This window comes from Streptomyces sp. NBC_00075 (assembly GCF_045041225.1).
Classification (GTDB): domain Bacteria; phylum Actinomycetota; class Actinomycetes; order Streptomycetales; family Streptomycetaceae; genus Streptomyces; species Streptomyces adonidis.
Genome location: NZ_CP108243.1, coordinates 2,525,081 through 2,541,730, shown reverse-complemented (window position 1 = coordinate 2,541,730; position 16,650 = coordinate 2,525,081). Strand labels below are relative to the sequence as shown.

13 protein-coding genes are annotated in these 16,650 nt (G+C 69.9%); 5 read left to right on the top strand and 8 right to left on the bottom strand.

The window, feature by feature from the left end; translation table 11 throughout:
- Positions 1–97 precede the first annotated feature (97 nt).
- The 3 genes from OG787_RS10770 to OG787_RS10760 all read left to right on the top strand — a co-directional run bounded on the left by OG787_RS10770 (position 98) and on the right by OG787_RS10760 (position 4,511).
- Positions 98–2,218: a type IIA DNA topoisomerase subunit B gene (locus OG787_RS10770; protein WP_369029336.1), complete on the top strand. Its 2,121-nt coding sequence runs from the start codon at positions 98–100 to the stop codon at positions 2,216–2,218.
- A gap of 137 nt (positions 2,219–2,355) precedes the next feature.
- Positions 2,356–2,922 (top strand): DUF485 domain-containing protein, encoded by a 567-nt coding sequence (locus OG787_RS10765; RefSeq protein ID WP_369029337.1) that lies wholly within the window; start codon positions 2,356–2,358, stop codon positions 2,920–2,922.
- Complete coding sequence (locus OG787_RS10760; RefSeq protein ID WP_369029338.1) at positions 2,919–4,511, top strand: cation acetate symporter; 1,593 nt, start codon at positions 2,919–2,921, stop codon at positions 4,509–4,511. The genes OG787_RS10765 and OG787_RS10760 overlap by 4 nt, the downstream gene beginning before the upstream one ends.
- A 67-nt stretch (positions 4,512–4,578) precedes the next feature.
- Here the strand turns inward: OG787_RS10760 and OG787_RS10755 are convergent, their stop codons facing one another.
- From OG787_RS10755 to OG787_RS10735, 5 genes are all read right to left on the bottom strand, one after another.
- Positions 4,579–5,271, bottom strand: a complete 693-nt coding sequence (locus OG787_RS10755) for a response regulator (protein WP_405535040.1) — start codon at positions 5,269–5,271, stop codon at positions 4,579–4,581.
- A gap of 100 nt (positions 5,272–5,371) precedes the next feature.
- A complete protein-coding gene (locus OG787_RS10750; protein WP_369029340.1) occupies positions 5,372–6,052 on the bottom strand; it encodes a response regulator in 681 nt (226 codons plus the stop codon).
- Positions 6,049–7,773 carry an ATP-binding protein gene (locus OG787_RS10745; protein WP_405535039.1) on the bottom strand — a complete coding sequence of 575 codons (1,725 nt, stop codon included), beginning with the start codon at positions 7,771–7,773 and terminating at the stop codon, positions 6,049–6,051. Before OG787_RS10745 ends, OG787_RS10750 begins: the two co-directional genes overlap by 4 nt.
- A gap of 120 nt (positions 7,774–7,893) precedes the next feature.
- Positions 7,894–8,832, bottom strand: coding sequence for a sucrase ferredoxin (locus OG787_RS10740; protein WP_405535038.1), 939 nt, complete (start codon positions 8,830–8,832; stop codon positions 7,894–7,896).
- A gap of 115 nt (positions 8,833–8,947) precedes the next feature.
- The gene (locus tag OG787_RS10735; protein ID WP_405535037.1) at positions 8,948–10,204 is read right to left on the bottom strand and encodes a citrate synthase; all 1,257 of its coding nucleotides are present in this window, start codon (positions 10,202–10,204) and stop codon (positions 8,948–8,950) included.
- A gap of 98 nt (positions 10,205–10,302) precedes the next feature.
- On the opposite strand from OG787_RS10735, the gene OG787_RS10730 reads away from it, so the two are divergent.
- Positions 10,303–11,478 carry a citrate synthase gene (locus OG787_RS10730; protein ID WP_405535036.1) on the top strand — a complete coding sequence of 392 codons (1,176 nt, stop codon included), beginning with the start codon at positions 10,303–10,305 and terminating at the stop codon, positions 11,476–11,478.
- Positions 11,479–11,534: 56 nt separating this feature from the next.
- Here OG787_RS10730 and OG787_RS10725 read toward each other — a convergent pair whose 3' ends face one another.
- Both OG787_RS10725 and OG787_RS10720 read right to left on the bottom strand, forming a co-directional pair.
- Positions 11,535–11,774: a hypothetical protein gene (locus OG787_RS10725; protein WP_369029345.1), complete on the bottom strand. Its 240-nt coding sequence runs from the start codon at positions 11,772–11,774 to the stop codon at positions 11,535–11,537.
- A 224-nt stretch (positions 11,775–11,998) separates the two neighbouring features.
- The gene (locus OG787_RS10720; protein ID WP_405535035.1) at positions 11,999–12,562 is read right to left on the bottom strand and encodes a DUF6082 family protein; all 564 of its coding nucleotides are present in this window, start codon (positions 12,560–12,562) and stop codon (positions 11,999–12,001) included.
- Between the two features lie 320 nt (positions 12,563–12,882).
- Between OG787_RS10720 and OG787_RS10715 the strand changes: the two genes are divergently transcribed.
- Positions 12,883–13,971, top strand: coding sequence for a CobW family GTP-binding protein (locus tag OG787_RS10715; protein WP_405535033.1), 1,089 nt, complete (start codon positions 12,883–12,885; stop codon positions 13,969–13,971).
- A gap of 16 nt (positions 13,972–13,987) precedes the next feature.
- Here OG787_RS10715 and OG787_RS10710 read toward each other — a convergent pair whose 3' ends face one another.
- On the bottom strand, positions 13,988–16,444 hold the full coding sequence (locus OG787_RS10710; RefSeq protein ID WP_405535032.1) for a DNA topoisomerase (ATP-hydrolyzing) subunit A: 2,457 nt from the start codon (positions 16,442–16,444) through the stop codon (positions 13,988–13,990).
- Positions 16,445–16,650: the final 206 nt, after the last annotated feature.

The following is a 16,650-nucleotide window of genomic DNA, read 5'->3' as shown; positions in this document are numbered from 1 at the left end:
ATCGGCTCTACCAGGCCTCGGTACCCTCTGAGCGGCTACCGAAGCCGGGCCCTTACCCATCAGGGCCCCAATTCAAATTCAGCGAGGAGCGAACCGCGTGACCGCCGATACGTCCGTGCCGTCCACAGCGCTGCTGGCAGGAGCAGACCGGGACGGTTCCAACTACACCGCGCGGCACCTGCTCGTCCTTGAGGGGCTCGAAGCCGTGCGCAAGCGCCCGGGCATGTACATCGGGTCGACGGACAGCCGCGGCCTGATGCACTGTCTCTGGGAGATCATCGACAACTCCGTGGACGAGGCCCTCGGGGGCTACTGCGACCACATCGACGTCATCCTGCACGACGACGGCTCCGTCGAGGTGCGGGACAACGGCCGGGGCATCCCCGTCGACGTCGAACCCAAGACCGGCCTCTCCGGTGTCGAGGTCGTCATGACCAAGCTGCACGCCGGCGGCAAGTTCGGCGGTGGCTCGTACGCCGCCTCCGGCGGTCTGCACGGTGTGGGCGCGTCCGTGGTGAACGCGCTCTCGGCGCGTCTGGACGTCGAGGTCGACCGGGTGGGGAACACCCATGCGATCAGCTTCCGGCGCGGTGTGCCGGGCTCCTTCGACGCCGTCGGTCCCGACGCCAAGTTCGAGACGGGCGGCCTGCGCAAGACCAAGCGGATCCCCAAGACCCGCACCGGCACGCGCGTGCGCTACTGGGCCGACCGGCAGATCTTCCTCAAGGACGCCAAGCTCTCCCTGGAGAACCTTCACCAGCGCGCTCGGCAGACCGCGTTCCTGGTGCCGGGCCTCACCATCGTCGTCCGTGACGAGTTCGGGCTCGGCGAGGGCGGCAGCAAGGGCGAGGAGTCATTCCGCTTCGACGGCGGCATCAGCGAGTTCTGCGAGTACCTGGCCTCCGACAAGCCGGTCTGCGACGTCCTCCGCTTCTCCGGGCAGGGCACCTTCAAGGAGACGGTCCCCGTCCTGGACGACCACGGCCAGATGACCCCCACCGAGGTCACCCGCGAGCTGGGTGTCGACGTGGCGCTGCGCTGGGGCACGGGCTACGACGTGACCCTGAAGTCGTTCGTGAACATCATCGCCACCCCCAAGGGCGGCACCCATGTCGCGGGCTTCGAACAGGCCGTCGCGAAGACGATGAACGAGGTGCTGCGCACCAAGAAGCTGCTGCGCGTCGCCGAGGACGACATCGTCAAGGACGACGCCTTGGAGGGCCTCACCGCGGTCGTCACCGTGCGGCTCGCCGAACCGCAGTTCGAAGGCCAGACCAAGGAGGTGCTCGGTACCTCGGCGGCCCGCCGTATCGTGACGAACGTGGTGTCCAAGGAGCTCAAGGACTTCCTGACCACCACCAAGCGGGACGCCGCCGCGCAGGCCCGCGTCGTCATGGAGAAGGCCGTCGCGGCCGCTCGTACGCGCATCGCGGCCCGTCAGCACAAGGACGCGCAGCGCCGGAAGACGGCCCTGGAGTCCTCCTCGCTGCCCGCGAAGCTCGCCGACTGCCGCAGTGACGACGTCGAGCGCAGTGAGCTGTTCATCGTGGAGGGCGACTCCGCGCTCGGTACGGCCAAGCTCGCCCGGAACTCCGAGTTCCAGGCGCTGCTGCCGATCCGCGGCAAGATCCTCAACGTCCAGAAGTCGTCCGTGACCGACATGCTGAAGAACGCCGAGTGCGGCGCGATCATCCAGGTCATAGGGGCCGGATCCGGTCGTACGTTCGACATCGACGCGGCCCGCTACGGCAAGATCATCATGATGACCGACGCCGACGTTGACGGCTCCCACATCCGCACCCTGCTGCTGACCCTGTTCCACCGCTACATGCGGCCCATGGTCGAGGCGGGCCGGGTGTTCGCCGCGGTGCCGCCGTTGCACCGTGTCGAACTCGTCCAGCCGAAGAAGGGCCAGGACAAGTACGTCTACACGTACTCGGACCGTGAGCTGCGCGAGAAGCTGCTGGAGTTCCAGAGCAAGGGCGTGCGCTACAAGGACTCGATCCAGCGCTACAAGGGTCTTGGTGAGATGGACGCCGACCAGCTGGCCGAGACCACGATGGACCCCCGTCACCGCACCCTGCGGCGGATCAACCTGTCCGACCTGGAGTCCGCCGAGCAGGTCTTCGACCTCCTGATGGGCAACGACGTCGCTCCGCGCAAGGAGTTCATCTCCAGCTCGGCGGCGACGCTGGACAGGTCCCGGATCGACGCGTGACCGCGGTGGGTCGGGCGTACACCCCGGGGCGTACGCCCGACCCACCGCAAACCGATCTCACGGAATGAATCACCTAATGGGGTGAAGCCCAGGGAGAAGAAGAGTCGGGGATCTTCCCGTTCTGTCCATCCTTGGGCATGCAGTCAAGCACCGGTCGTCCGCGCAGACGCGGGGGCGGCCCTGAGAGTTCGGCCGAGACCCACGCACGTCGTGACGTCGTCCCCACCCACGCGGGGGTGAGCGGGGACACGCCGTTCGAGGACCCCTGGTACGACGCGCTCGCCTCCGGCTGGGGCGAGTTGGACGGCACGGGCGCGCCCGCCACCGTCGTCCCACCCGCACGCCGGGAACAGGAGCGCCGGGGCGGCGGCGCGGCCGACGTCTATCTGGAGGTGCAGCGCAGCGCGGCCTTCCAGGAGGTGCGCGGCCGGTACCGGAGGTTCGTGATCCCCGGCGTCGCCGTCTTCTTCTCCTGGTACGTGGGTTACGTCGTGACGGCGACCATGGCACCCGGATTCATGGCCCGGCCCGTGGTGGGCGCGGTGAACGTGGCGATGCTGGCGGGACTCGGACAGTTCCTCACGACGTTCCTGTTCACCTGGGCGTACGCCCGCCACGCACGGCTGCGCAGGGACCGGGCCGCGCTCGATCTGCGCTGGGACACCCAGGAACTGACGCGTGGCCTCAGGGGCGGTGGATCGTGACGGGTGATCACCAGATGCTGGCGCTGATGCTGTTCAGCGCGTTCGTCGCCGTCACGCTGGGCATCACGACCTGGGTGAGCCGGCGTCGGCAGGGCTCCGCGGAGGAGTTCTACGCGGGCGGCCGGCTGTTCTCCCCGATGGAGAATGGTTTTGCCATCGCGGGCGACTACATGTCGGCCGCCTCCTTCCTCGGTATCTCCGGCCTCATCGCGCTCTTCGGCTACGACGGACTCCTGTACTCGGTGGGCTTCCTGGTCGCCTGGCTCGTCGTGCTGTTCCTCGTCGCCGAACTGGTGCGCAACTGCGGTCGGTTCACGCTGGCCGACGTCGTGGCCTCGCGGATGCGGGAGCGACCCGTGCGGATCGCGGCGGGAACTTCCTCGGTCACCGTGTCCGTTCTGTATTTGGTGGCGCAAATGGTCGGGGCGGGGAGCCTGGTCGCACTGCTGCTGGGCGGGACGAGCGAGGCGGCGCAGTCCTGGACGGTGATCGCGGTCGGCGCGCTCATGGTGATCTATGTGTCGTTGGGAGGGATGCGGGCCACTACGTGGATCCAGATCGTCAAGGCGGTCCTGCTGATGGGCGGGGCGATCGCACTGACCGTGCTGGTGCTGGTGCGGTTCCACGGCGACTTCGACCAGCTGCTGCGCACGGCGGCCGAGCGCAGCGGTCACGGTGACGCGTTCCTCGCCCCCGGACTGAGGTACGGCGGCGACTGGACCTCGCGTTTCGACTTCATCAGCCTGGGCCTCGCACTCGTGCTGGGCACCGCCGGGCTGCCGCACATCCTCTCCCGCTTCTACACCGTGCCGACCGCCCGTGCCGCCCGTCGATCGGTCGTCTGGTCGATCGGGCTCATCGGCGGCTTCTACCTGATGACGATCGTCCTCGGCTTCGGCGCGGCGGCGATCGTGGGACCCGAGGCGGTCCGCGGATCGAACGCCGCCGGGAACACTGCGGTGCCACTGCTGGCCCTCGATCTGGGCGGTGGCGCGCACTCCACAGGCGGAACGGTTCTGTTCGCGATCGTCGCCGCCATCGCCTTCGCAACGATTCTCGCGGTGGTCGCCGGCATCACGCTCGCGTCCTCGGCGTCCGTGGCCCACGACCTGTACGCGTCGCTGCGTCGCCCGCGTGCCAAGCCGCGCAGCGAGGTGGCTGTGGCACGTACCGCCGCGGTCGGCATCGGTGTGGTCGCGATCGCCCTCGGCCTGCTCGCCCGCGACCTGAACGTCGCCTTCCTGGTGGGCCTCGCCTTCGCCGTCGCGGCCTCCGCGAATCTGCCGGTGCTGCTCTACTCGCTGTTCTGGGGCGGCTTCACGACCAGGGGCGCGGTGTGGTCGGTGTACGGGGGGCTGGTTCCGTCGGTCGTCCTCGTGCTGCTGTCACCCGTGGTGTCGGGGAGCCCCGAATCCCTGTTCCCCGGCGTGGACTTCCAGTACTTCCCGTTGCAGAACCCGGGGCTCGTCTCGATCCCGCTGGGATTCCTCGCGGGCTGGCTCGGCACGGTCACCTCCGCGGAGGAGCCGGACGCGGCCAAGCACGCGGAGACCGAGGTGCGGTCGCTCACGGGGGCGGGGGCTGTTTAACGGGCGGCGATTTCACGGTCGTACGACTTCTTCACTGTCGTACGACCGTGAAGGGCAGGCGGGCCGCTCAGGGGGCCACCCATACGTACCGGTGTTCGGGGCGGCCCGTGTCGCCGTACTTGAGGGAGAGGCGGAGGCGGCCCGCCTGTTCCAGGTGGCGGAGGTAGCGCTGGGCCGTGGAGCGGCTCAGGCCCGTCTCGGCGGCCACTTCGTGGGCCGAGAGGGCGTGGCCGGCGCGGTGGAGGACGCCGCAGATGAGGTCCGTGGTCGGTTCCGAGTGGCCGCTCGGCAGGTCGGGGGCGGCGGGGGCGGGCGGGGTGCGCAGGGCGCCGAAGATCTGGTCGACCTGCTCCTGGCAGGTGTGGTTCCGGTCGCCGACGTGGTCGACGGTGCGGCGCAGGGCGGCGTAGGACTCCAGGCGGGTGCGCAGCGCGGTGAAGGTGAACGGCTTGACCAGGTAGTGCAGGGCGCCCAGGCGCATCGCGGCCTGCACGGTCACCACGTCACTCGCCCCGGTGATCATGATGACATCGGTGCAGTGGCCCTGTTCCCGCATGCGGTGGACCAGTTCGAGTCCCGTCCGGTCGGGCAGGTAGTGGTCGAGCAGGACCAGGTCGATGGTGCCGCGCTGTACGGCGGCCAGGGCCTCGGCAGCGTTGTGGGCACGGGCGGCGACTCTGAATCCGGGGACCTTCTCCACGTACTTGGTGTTGATCTCCGCGACTCGGAGGTCGTCGTCCACCACCAGGACGTCAATCATCGGACCACTCTTGCAAGCAGAGGAGCGGTTTGCGCCCAGAAGGCGGATGTTGTGGCATGCGCCACATCTGTGGTCCTCCGCTGTCGGTCCTCCGGGTTCCTCAGGGGCGGGTCGCCCACACGTAACGGTGTTCGGGGCGGCCCGCGTCGCCGTACTTGAGGGTCAGTCTGGCTCGTCCAGTGCGTTCCAGGAGCTTCAGGTAGCGCTGGGCGGTCTGGCGGCTCACCCCTGTCCGTTCGGCGATCTCCTGGGCGGACAGGGGGCCCTCGGCGTTCACCAGGGCGCGGCGCACGAGCTCCGCGGTGGTGGGGGAGTGCCCTTTGGGCAGTTCGGGCTCGGGGCCGGAGGACAGGGCGCCGAAGATCCGGTCCACCTCGGCCTGTTCGGCCTCGCCGCCGCCGTCGAGGGTGCGGCGCAGCTCCGCGTACGCCTCCAGCTTGGAGCGCAGTCCCGCGAAGGCGAACGGCTTGACCAGATACTGAAGCGCCCCCTGCCGCATCGCCGCCTGCACGGTCGACACGTCCCGGGCCGCCGTCACCATGATCACGTCGGTCTCGTGGCCGCGCCGACGCATCTCCTGGACGACCGAGAGGCCCGTGTCGTCGGGCAGGTAGTGGTCCATCAGGACGAGATCGAGCTGTGGCAGCGCCTCCAGCTGCCGCAGTGCCTCGGCCGCGCTGTGCGCCTCTCCCGCGACACGGAAGCCGGGCACCTTCTCCACATAGGCGGCGTTGACGCGCGCCACCCGGATGTCGTCGTCCACTACCAGGACCTCGATCATCTCGACTCCTCCTCGGCGGCGACGGGGGTGGTGGTGGCTGTGCTGGCGGCCGGTTCCAGGGGTCGTCCCGTGTCCGGGACTCGCTCCTGCTCCTGTTCCGGCGCCGGGTCCGGCTCCGCGAGTGCCTCAGGCAGCACGACGGTGAACTCCGCGCCCTCGCCCTCGGCGTCGGCCACGCGCGCGCTGCCGCCCTGCCGCTCCGCGAGCCGGCGTACCAAGGGGAGCCCGATTCCGCGCTTGCCGTGCGCCGGGGGCTTCTTCGTGGACCACCCCTCCGTGAAGATCAACTCGCGCTGTTCCGCCGGGATCCCGGGCCCGGTGTCGCGCACTCTGAGGACCGCGGTACGGCCCTCCGCACGCAGTTCGACCTCCACGCGCGCGTGCGGAGTGCCGGCGACGGCGTCCAGCGCGTTGTCGACCAGGTTGCCGACGACCGTGACCAGCTCCCGGGGGTCGATCAGCCGGTTCGGCAGCAGCGTCCGGTCCGAGACCCACAGGGCGACACCGCGCTCCGCCGCCACGGTGGCCTTGCCGACCAGCAGCGCGGCGAGCAGCGGATCGCGGATCTTCTCGGCGACCTGCTCCGCGGTGGCCCGGTGGTCGCCGACCACCTCACCGACGAACTCCACGGCGTCGTCGTACATCTCCAGTTCGAGCAGCCCCAGCAGGGTGTGCATGCGGTTGGCGTGTTCGTGGTCCTGGGCGCGCAGGGCGTCGAGCAGACCGTGCGTGGAGTCCAGTTCGCGGCCGAGCTGCTCCAGCTCGGTGCGGTCGCGCAGGGTGGCGACGGCGCCCCCGTCGTCGGTGGGCATGCGGTTGGCGACCAGGACCCGCTGGCCGCGCACGGTGAGCAGGTCGGTGCCGGTCACCCGGCCGGCCAGCACATCGGTCGTACGTCCGGCGCCGAGCGCCTCGTCCAGGGAGCGGCCGACGGCCTCCTCGCCGATGCCCAGCAGGCGCTGCGCCTCGTCGTTGAGGAGCCGGACGCGGCCCGCGCGGTCCAGGGCGACGACACCCTCGCGGATGCCGTGCAGGACGGCCTCGCGTTCCGCGAGCAGTGCCGCGATGTCCGAGAAGGCCAGGTCCCGCGTCTGCCGGTGCACCCTCCGGGAGATCACCCAGGCGGCCAGGGCGCCCACGGCCATGGCGCCGCCCGCGTACGCGAACAGTCCCGGGATCGCGTGGATCAGCCGGGCGCGCACGCTGTCGTACTCGATGCCGACCGAGACCGCCCCGACGATCCTGCCGCCGGTGTCGCGCAGCGGCACCTTGCCCCGGGCCGAGCGGCCCAGGGTGCCGCTGTCGATCTCCATGACCTCCTTGCCGGCCAGGGCCTCGCGGGGGTCGGTGGAGACGACCTTGCCGATCTCCTTCGGGTCCGTGTGCGACCAGCGCACGCCCCGCATGTCCATCACCACGACGTACTCGGCCCCGCTGGCTTTCCGGATCCGCTCCGCCTCGGTCTGCACCGGCCCGTCGACCGACGGCTCGCTGCCCTGGAGATCCTCGGCGATCTGCGGCTGGGCCGCTGTGGTCTGCGCGATCGCCAGCGCCCGACGCATCGCCTGGTCGTCCAGCTGATCACTGAGCGGTGCGAGGAACAGCCCGGTCGCGAGCACCGCGACTCCCGCGGCGATCGCCACCTGCATCAGCAGTACCTGCGAGAACATCCGCCGCGGCAGACCGAGGCGCAGGCGGCGTACGGGGGGAGTGGGGCTCATACCCATGAAGGTACGGGGACGAGTGGGTTCTGCCGTAGTGGGGTGTGACGTGGATCCCTTGATCAATACGTGTACGGGGTGCCTGACGGGTGGACGACGGCTGTCTTCTACGTTGCTCGATCAGCGTGTGGGAGCCGTCGGCTCCAGTTCGCGCACCGACACCACGTCCATCCGCGCCGGCGAACCCAGCGCCGACCCGCAGCTCTCCGGACGAGGCGGTGCGGAGGCGCTCTGGGCGACCTCGACGCTCCACCGGCGCCCGTCCGTGTGCGCGACGGTCACCTCCCAGAGCGGGGCCGAGCCCTCCGTCCGCACGACGCTCAGCGCGTCCGCCGTGTCCTCGCGCGCCGCCGAGCGGACGGCGAGTTCCGCGGCCTGTCCGGGCCGCTCCCAGGCGGAGCCGCCACGGCAGCCCTCCACGACGACACGCCCTTCGCGCACGCCCTGGAGGATCTCCTTGACGTGCGGCGCCTGGGCGCGGCCGTAGGCGTAGCCGTACGGCAGGACGAGCAGCGTCGGGGAGAAACGGTGTCCGCCGAGGTGCGTGACCTCCCAGGCACCCTCGACCCCGGAGGCGGCCAGTTCGGCCGCGAGGGGACGGCCGAGCAACGCGCAGCAGCGGTCGCGCTTGCCGTTGGTGCAGACGAGCGCGAGGGGATCGCCGGTGTGGGGCTGCCCCTGGAGCGCGGCGTCGAAGGATCGCGGGTCGCCCGTGCCGAGCGCGCCGAAGTCGAGGCCGAGCAACTGCTCGGGGGTGCGGGTCGTGGCGCCGTGCAGCCAGGCGTTTCCTGGCGTGGTGTGGGCTACGTACACCTGCCGTACGGCGGGGGTCCCGAAGTCGGCGTGGCGGCCGGGGCGGCGGATCAGCGCGATCCGTACGCCGGTGCCCTCCGCGGCCTTCTCCAGGGCGCGGCCGAGTGCGGGGTCCAGGTGGCTCATGGTGAGTGCCTGGGCACCCCAGGGGCCGGGCTGCTCCAGCAGCAGCCATGTCCTCGCGGTCGCCGCGGTTCCCGCGATGGGCTCGTCGAGGTCCCGGGAGACGGTCGCGCACCTACTCACAGAGGTGAGCCTAACCTGACTTGGAGCGGGACGACTTCCAGCCGCGCGGAACGGGGGGTTCAGGGCGGTTGAGGGTGGTTGACGGTGGCTGGGGGTGGCTCCGGGCGGGGTCGGGCTACTCCGGGAGCGGTTGTGGAGGGCGCTCGCCCACGTAGGTCCCGGACGGGCGCATCCGCAGGGGGCGCTCGTCGTACTCCTCCAGGGCGTGCGCGATCCAGCCCGCCGTACGGGCCACGGCGAAGATCGTCTCGCCTGCCGACGCGCCCATGCCGCTGGCGACCGTGAACACGGCCAGGGCGAGGTCCACGTTGGCGTGCAGCGGGGTGTGGCGGGCGGCGGTGGTCACGACGTCGCGGGCGGCGGCGAGGGCGGGCTCGGCCTGGGGCATCTCCTCCAGGAGGGCGAAGAGGGCACGCGCGCGTGGGTCCTCGCCGGGATAGAGCCGGTGGCCGAGCCCGGGGACGCGGCGGCCCGCGCGCAGCTCGTCCGCGACCACGGGAGCCGCGTCGCCCTCTTCCAGCACGGCCAGGAGCATCTTGTGGGCCAGGCCGCTGGCGGCGCCGTGCAGCGGGCCTTCGAGGACGCCGAGGCCGGCCGAGACGGCCGCGTAGGGGTGCGCGCGGGCGGACGCGGCGACGCGCACGGCGAGGGTCGAGGCGGCCAGGTCGTGGTCGACGAGCAGGCCGAGAGCCGTGTCCAGGGTGCGCAGCGACGCCTCGTCGGGGACCCGGAAGGCGAGCCGGGTCCAGAGGCGGTGGGCCAGCGGGCCCTCGTCGCGGTGGCCCGGCGAGAGTGTCGGCAGGGCGGCGACGAGGGTGGGGATGAGGGTGCGGGCGGTGCCCAGGACGGTGTCCGCGGAGAGGTCGAAGCGGAGCGGGTCGGCCGCCGCCGCGGCGATCGCGGCGACGCGGAGCCGGTCGACCGGGTCGCTGTGCTCGGGCAGCGCGTTGACGGAGCGGCGGGCGGCGGCGACGGAGGCCTTGGGGGCGGTGAAGGTGACCCCGGGGCGCAGGGTGCCGGTCCACAGCCACTCGGCGACCTCTTCGTAGGAGTGACGCGAGGCCAGTTCGGCGGCGTCGACGCCCCGGAAGTAGTACCGGTCCTTGTCGATGAGGGTGAGCCGGGTCCGTACCGACAGCTCGCCGCCGGAGCCCGAACTCCCGGCGCTTTCCCGCTTGTTGCGGCGGGCGAGCGCCTCCACCTCCTTGGCGTCGAAGGTGCTGCCGCGGCCACTGGGATCACGTCGGCTGCTGAGCTGACCGCGGCTCACGTACGCGTACACGGTCTCGGGCTTCACGCCGAGCAGCTCGGCGGTCTCCTTGGTGCTCAGGCGCCGGCCGGTGTGGTCGGGGGCGGGTTCTTGATCGCGCATGAGGGTCACCGTATCCGTATGGACTGAGCATTGATTCGATCAATATTGACATCGTTTCAGTCAATCATGGACAGTCGAATCAAGTTCAGGGAGGAATCATGCCGATCAACCAGGCCGCTACAGCGGCGATCACCGCTGTCGACGTACCGCGAGGGCTCGCGGGCGTCGTCGTCACCGACACCCGAATTGGTGACGTCCGGGGGCGTGAGGGCTTTTACCACTACCGCGAGTACTCCGCCGTCGAACTCGCGCAGACCCGCGGCTTCGAGGACGTGTGGCACCTCCTGGTCCACGGCGACCTGCCGGACGCGGACCGTCTCGCCGCCTTCACCGCCGAGACCGCGGCGCTGCGGCGGCTGCCCGACGAGGTGCGGGCGGCGCTGCCCGCGATCGCGGCGGCGAGCGGCCGGTCCGGACCGCTGGCCGGAATGCGTACGGCGCTGTCGCTGCTCGGTGCGGCGAAGGGCTTCCGGCCCGTGTACGACATCGACGCGGAGCGGCGGCGGGCGGACGCGCTGGTCGCCTCGGCGGCCGTACCGACCGTGCTGACGGCGCTGTACCGGCTGGGTCGGGGCCTTGATCCCGTGGAACCGAGGGACGACCTCCCGTACGCGGCCAACTACTTGTACATGTTGACGGGGGCGGAGCCGGAGCCGCTGCACGCCAGGGCGATCGAGCAATACTTGATCTCAACCATTGACCACGGATTCAATGCATCAACATTCACGGCGCGGGTCATCGCGTCGACCGGGGCGGATGTGGCGGCGGCTCTGGTGGGAGCGGTGGGAGCCCTGTCGGGTCCGCTGCACGGCGGTGCCCCGAGCCGTGCGCTGGACACCCTGGATGCGATCGGCACGGCGGACCGCATCGACGGCTGGATCCGCGAACGCGTCCTCGCCGGTGACCGCATCATGGGCTTCGGTCACCCGGTCTACCGCACCGAGGACCCCCGCTCCCGCATGCTCCGGGGCATCGCCGAGCGGTTCGGCGGCCCACTGGTGGATCTGGCGGTCGAGGTCGAACGGCGGGTGGAGGCGATCCTGGCCGAACTGAAGCCGGGCCGGGAACTGCACACGAACGTCGAGTTCTACGCGGGCGTGGTCATGGAGCTGTGCGGTCTGCCACGCGAGATGTTCACGCCGACGTTCGCGGCGGCGCGGGTGGTGGGCTGGAGCGCCAACATCCTGGAACAGGCGGAGGACTCGAAGATCATTCGGCCGGCGGCGCGGTATGTGGGGCCTGTGCCGCCGGTGGCGGTGCCGGCCGTCGCCTGAACGACTGCGACCCGGCGCCGCGTCGAGCGGGCCGGGTCAGCTCGTCCGGTCGGTGCTCAGAGATCTGGAATGTCGGCCTTGGCACGAATAAGGGTTTCGCGAGTAATGACTACGATTCTTTCGTAGTCGGCGCGAGACGCATCGGAAGGAAGGCCGGGGTCGAGTGATTCGGTGGCATCGGTGCCGATGACAGCGAAACTTCCGTCGGACAACTCGAAGATATCGGGGCAATTTCCGCCCCCTGTGCTCCCCCGGTCGACAGGAGGCACACCGATCCGACGGACAATCTTGCTCACTGTTGATTTCCTTTTCACGTCTCGCGGGCGGAAAGAAGTCTGCGCACGACTGCTGCGGGACGAAGGCGGCCCTGTGGGGCGTGCGCGTCGATGTCCGGCGGCGTGGGCGACGGTCTTGTGGAGTTGCCCTGCGCGATCACGTGTGAGTCAACCCCAGTGCCGCCTGGGACAACTGGGAACTTGACCCGTTCGTTATGGCCCGTGGGTGTGATTTCTGGTGTGCGCTACTCGTCGGAGCCCGGGGGATCGCCGACCACCCACCACTCGTCGATGTCCGCATCCTCCAGTTGGCGCAGGAGGTCGTCGATCATGTGCCCCAACTCGGCCTCGTCCGAATCGTCCGGGATGGTCGCCCGCTGCCCTCGCGTCGCGTACCAGTACTCCCTGAATACGGGGTTCTGGAGGTGACCGCGTAGGTGCCCGAAGAACTCCTCGCGACTCAGGTTGCCGATGCGGTAGTAGAAAAGGGCATTGGTGTACAGGGCGTTGGCGAAGAGGTACTGCTTCCGTTTCTGCGGGGAAGCCGGTACTTCGAAGATGTCGAGCACCTCGGCCAGATCGGGACTGTCGATGGCCTTGCTCAGCAGTTCCCAGTGGAGGCGCTGTTGGTGTGCCAGGTTGGTGTGGCGTTGCGTGAGCGCCACCTGTTCCAGGGATTCGAGCCGCATGCGCAGTGAGTCGAACTCGTGACGCTGCGCGGCCAGGGTGGCGAGGGCGCCTGTCATCAGGCCGAGGCCCGCTGCCAGGGCAGGGCCGAGTCCCCGCATCACGCTCTTCCGTATGGTCATGTCAACCCCCGAATCAGGCGGCCGTCCGCCGGTCGTCGGAATGCGGGTCGACGGAGGGGGACCGGCGAGCGATGGGCGGCGCTTGCCGCCTCCAGAGTGCCGAGTGGCTCTGATCGGCGGGGGAGGCGGAGAGGAGGCGCACGGAAGGAAGCGAGGGTCGCACACTCCGGCGCCATGTCAGACGTGTGCCCCGCCCCGGCTGCTAACAATCGTTCACTCAGGGACGATTCCTCCGGCTCGTATCCTGGGGCGGCATTCGTTCCCCGTACGTGCGCGCGGCCGTGAGCCGGTGTGCGCGTCCGCGTGAGAGAGGTCGCAGATTGAGTCAGCCGGGTCCGGGTCCGAGCAGTCACCAGATCCCCGTCATCGTTCTCGCCGGCTTTCTCGGCTCCGGCAAGACCACCCTCCTCAACCACCTCCTGCACCGCAGCGGTGGCAGCCGTATTGGGGCTCTCGTCAATGACTTCGGGGCCATCGAGATCGACGCCATGGCGGTCGCGGGGGCCCTGGGAGACTCCACCGTCTCCCTGGGGAACGGGTGTCTGTGCTGCGCTGTTGATGCGAGTGAACTTGATGTCTATCTTGATCGACTCGCTCAACCCTCGGCCCGGATCGACGTCATCGTCATCGAGGCCAGCGGACTCGCCGAACCGCAGGAACTCGTCCGCATGGTGCTCGCCAGTGAGAATCCCCGGGTCGTGTACGGAGGGCTCGTCGAGGTCGTCGACGCCGTCGAGTTCGACGACACGCGGGCGAAGCATCCCGAGATCGACCGCCATCTCGCCCTCGCCGATCTCGTCGTCGTCAACAAGGTCGGGCAGGTCGCTGACGGGGGTGAGCGGGTTCTCGGGATCGTCCGTGGGTTGGTCGACCGCGCCGCCGTCGTCCCCGCCGACTACGGGCGCGTGGACCCCGAGTTCCTCTTCGACTGCCGGCCGACCGAGGAACGTATCGGGCAGTTGTCCTTCGACGACCTGCACGATCACGGGGAGGACGGGGAGGACGGGGGGCAGGGCCACTCCGGGCATCTGCACGCCGCCTACGACAGTCTCTCCTTCAGCTCCTCGACGCCTCTCGACCCGCGTCGGCTCATGGAGTTCCTCGACAGCCGGCCCACAGGGCTCTACCGCATCAAGGGGTACGTCGACTTCGGGCCGCACGACCCGCGCAACCGGTACGCCGTGCATGCCGTCGGGCCGTTCCTGCGGTTCTATCCCGAGCCCTGGGGCGACGGCGAGGACCGGCTCAGCCGGCTCGTCCTCATCGGGTCCGGCATCGGACTGCCCGCCCTCGGCAAGGAGTTGGAGGCCTGCATGGACGACGCCCCACACGCCGACGAGCACAGCATGTGGGGCGTCCTGAGATACGTACAGGAGCCGAGCCCGGAGGGCTCCGAAGAGATCGGCTGACCTGCGCCGGGCCTGTCTACAGCGGGCCCGCCACCACACCCACCGTCTTCGGCAGCGACACGCCCGAGCCGTCGCGGCGCGGGTCCATCTCCGGGAGTTCCGCCGGCGTGCCGTTCTTCTGGGACGCGCGTGCCGGTGCCGGGCCCGCCCAGGCCACGGACAGACAGTCCTCGCCCTTCAGGAACCGCTGGCAGCGGACACCGCCGGTGGCGCGGCCCTTGCGCGGGTACTGGTCGAACGGGGTCAGCTTCGCCGTCGTCTGCACCGAGTCGTCCAGCGTGCCGCGCGAACCCGCGACCGTGAAGACGACCGCGTCCACCGCCGGGTCCACCGCCGTGAACGAGATCACCTTGGCGCCGTCCGTCAGCTTGATGCCCGCCATACCGCCGGCCGGGCGGCCCTGGGGACGGACATGGGCGGCCTGGAAACGCAGCAACTGGGCGTCGTCCGTGATGAAGACCAGGTCCTCCTCGCCCGTACGCAGCTCGGCGGCGCCGACGATCCGGTCGCCCTCCTTCAGCGTGATGACCTCCAACTCCTCCTTGTTGGAGGGATAGTCGGGGACCACCCGCTTGACGACACCCTGTTCCGTGCCGATCGCGAGACCCGGGGAGGACTCGTCGAGCGTCGTCAGACAGACCACCGTCTCGCCGTCCTCCAGGGACAGGAACTCCGACAGGGGGGCGCCGCCCGAGAGGTTGGGCGCCGCCATCGTGTCGGGGAGCTGGGGCAGGTCGATGACGTTGATGCGCAGCAGGCGGCCGGCCGACGTCACCGCGCCCACCTCGCCCCGCGCCGTCGCCGGGACCGCGGAGACGATCAGGTCGTGCTTCGTCCGCCGGCCGTCCTCGTCCGCCGGGAACGGCTCGCCGTTCGCCGTACGCGCCAGCAGGTCCGTCGAGGACAGCAGCACCCGGCACGGGTCGTCGGCCACCTGGAGCGGGACCGCGGCGGCGGTGGCGGCACCGGCCGACTCCAGCAGGACCGTACGCCGGTCGGTGCCGAACTTCTTGGCCACCGAGGCCAGTTCGGTCGAGACCAGCTTGCGCAGTTCCGCGTCCGACTCCAGGATCCGGGTCAGCTCCGCGATCTCGGCGGCCAGCCGGTCCTTCTCGGACTCCAGCTCGATGCGGTCGAACCGGGTCAGCCGGCGCAGCGGGGTGTCCAGGATGTACTGCGTCTGGATCTCGGACAGGCCGAAGCGCTCCATCAGGCGCTCCTTCGCCTGCGCGGAGTTGTCGCTGGAGCGGATCAGCCGGATGACCTCGTCGATGTCCACCAGCGCGGTGAGCAGGCCCTCGACCAGGTGTAGCCGGTCACGGCGCTTGCCGCGGCGGAACTCGGAGCGGCGCCGCACGACCTCGAAGCGGTGGTCGAGATAGACCTCCAGGAGCTCCTTGAGGCCGAGCGTGAGGGGCTGGCCGTCCACCAACGCCACGTTGTTGATGCCGAAGGACTCCTCCATCGGCGTCAGCTTGTAGAGCTGCTCCAGGACGGCTTCCGGCACGAAGCCGTTCTTGATCTCGATGACCAGGCGCAGGCCGTGGTTGCGGTCGGTGAGGTCCTTGACGTCGGCGATGCCCTGGAGCTTCTTCGCGCCGACCAGGTCCTTGATCTTGGCGATCACCTTCTCCGGGCCGACGGTGAAGGGCAGTTCGGTGACGACCAGGCCCATGCGGCGCGGCGTCACGTTCTCCACCGACACCGTGGCGCGGATCTTGAACGTGCCGCGGCCCGTCTCGTACGCGTCCCTGATGCCGGCGAGGCCGACGATCCGGCCGCCGGTGGGCAGGTCGGGGCCCGGGACGTGCCGCATCAGGGTGTCGAGGTCCGCGTTCGGATAGCGGATCAGGTGCCGGGCGGCCGAGATGACCTCGCCCAGGTTGTGCGGCGGCATGTTCGTGGCCATACCGACCGCGATGCCCGACGCGCCGTTGACCAGCAGGTTCGGGAAGGCGGCGGGCAGCGCCACCGGTTCCTGCTCCTGGCCGTCGTAGTTCGGCGCGAAGTCGACCGTGTCCTCTTCGATGGACTCCGTCATCAGGGACGTCGCGTCGGCCATCCGGGCCTCGGTGTACCGCATGGCGGCCGGCGGGTCGTCGTTGCCCAGCGAACCGAAGTTGCCGTGGCCGTCGACCAGCGGTACACGCATGGAGAAGGGCTGGGCGAGCCGCACCAGGGCGTCGTAGATCGACGAGTCGCCGTGCGGGTGGAGCTTACCCATGACCTCGCCGACGACACGGGCGCACTTCACATAGCCGCGGTCGGGGCGCAGGCCCATCTCGTTCATCTGGTAGACGATGCGACGGTGTACGGGTTTGAGGCCGTCGCGGGCGTCGGGCAGGGCTCGGGAGTAGATGACCGAGTACGCGTACTCGAGGAAGGAGCCCTGCATCTCGTCGACGACGTCGATGTCGAGGATCCGCTCCTCGAAGTCATCGGGCGGCGGGGTCTTCGTGCTGCGGCGGGCCATCGCTGCCGGCTCCTTCTGTTTCCTGGTCGTTCGCTTACGGGGTGCTTGAGTCGGTGTCTTGCTGGGACGTGAACGGGATCTGACGCGGACCATTGTGGACTGCCGCACTGACAACGCGGACCAAGGCCCGTGCCTGCGGCGGTGTTCGACGGTGGGCGCCGTTGCTGAAACGTACCGTCCCGAAGCTGCGGAATCTCGCTGTCGGC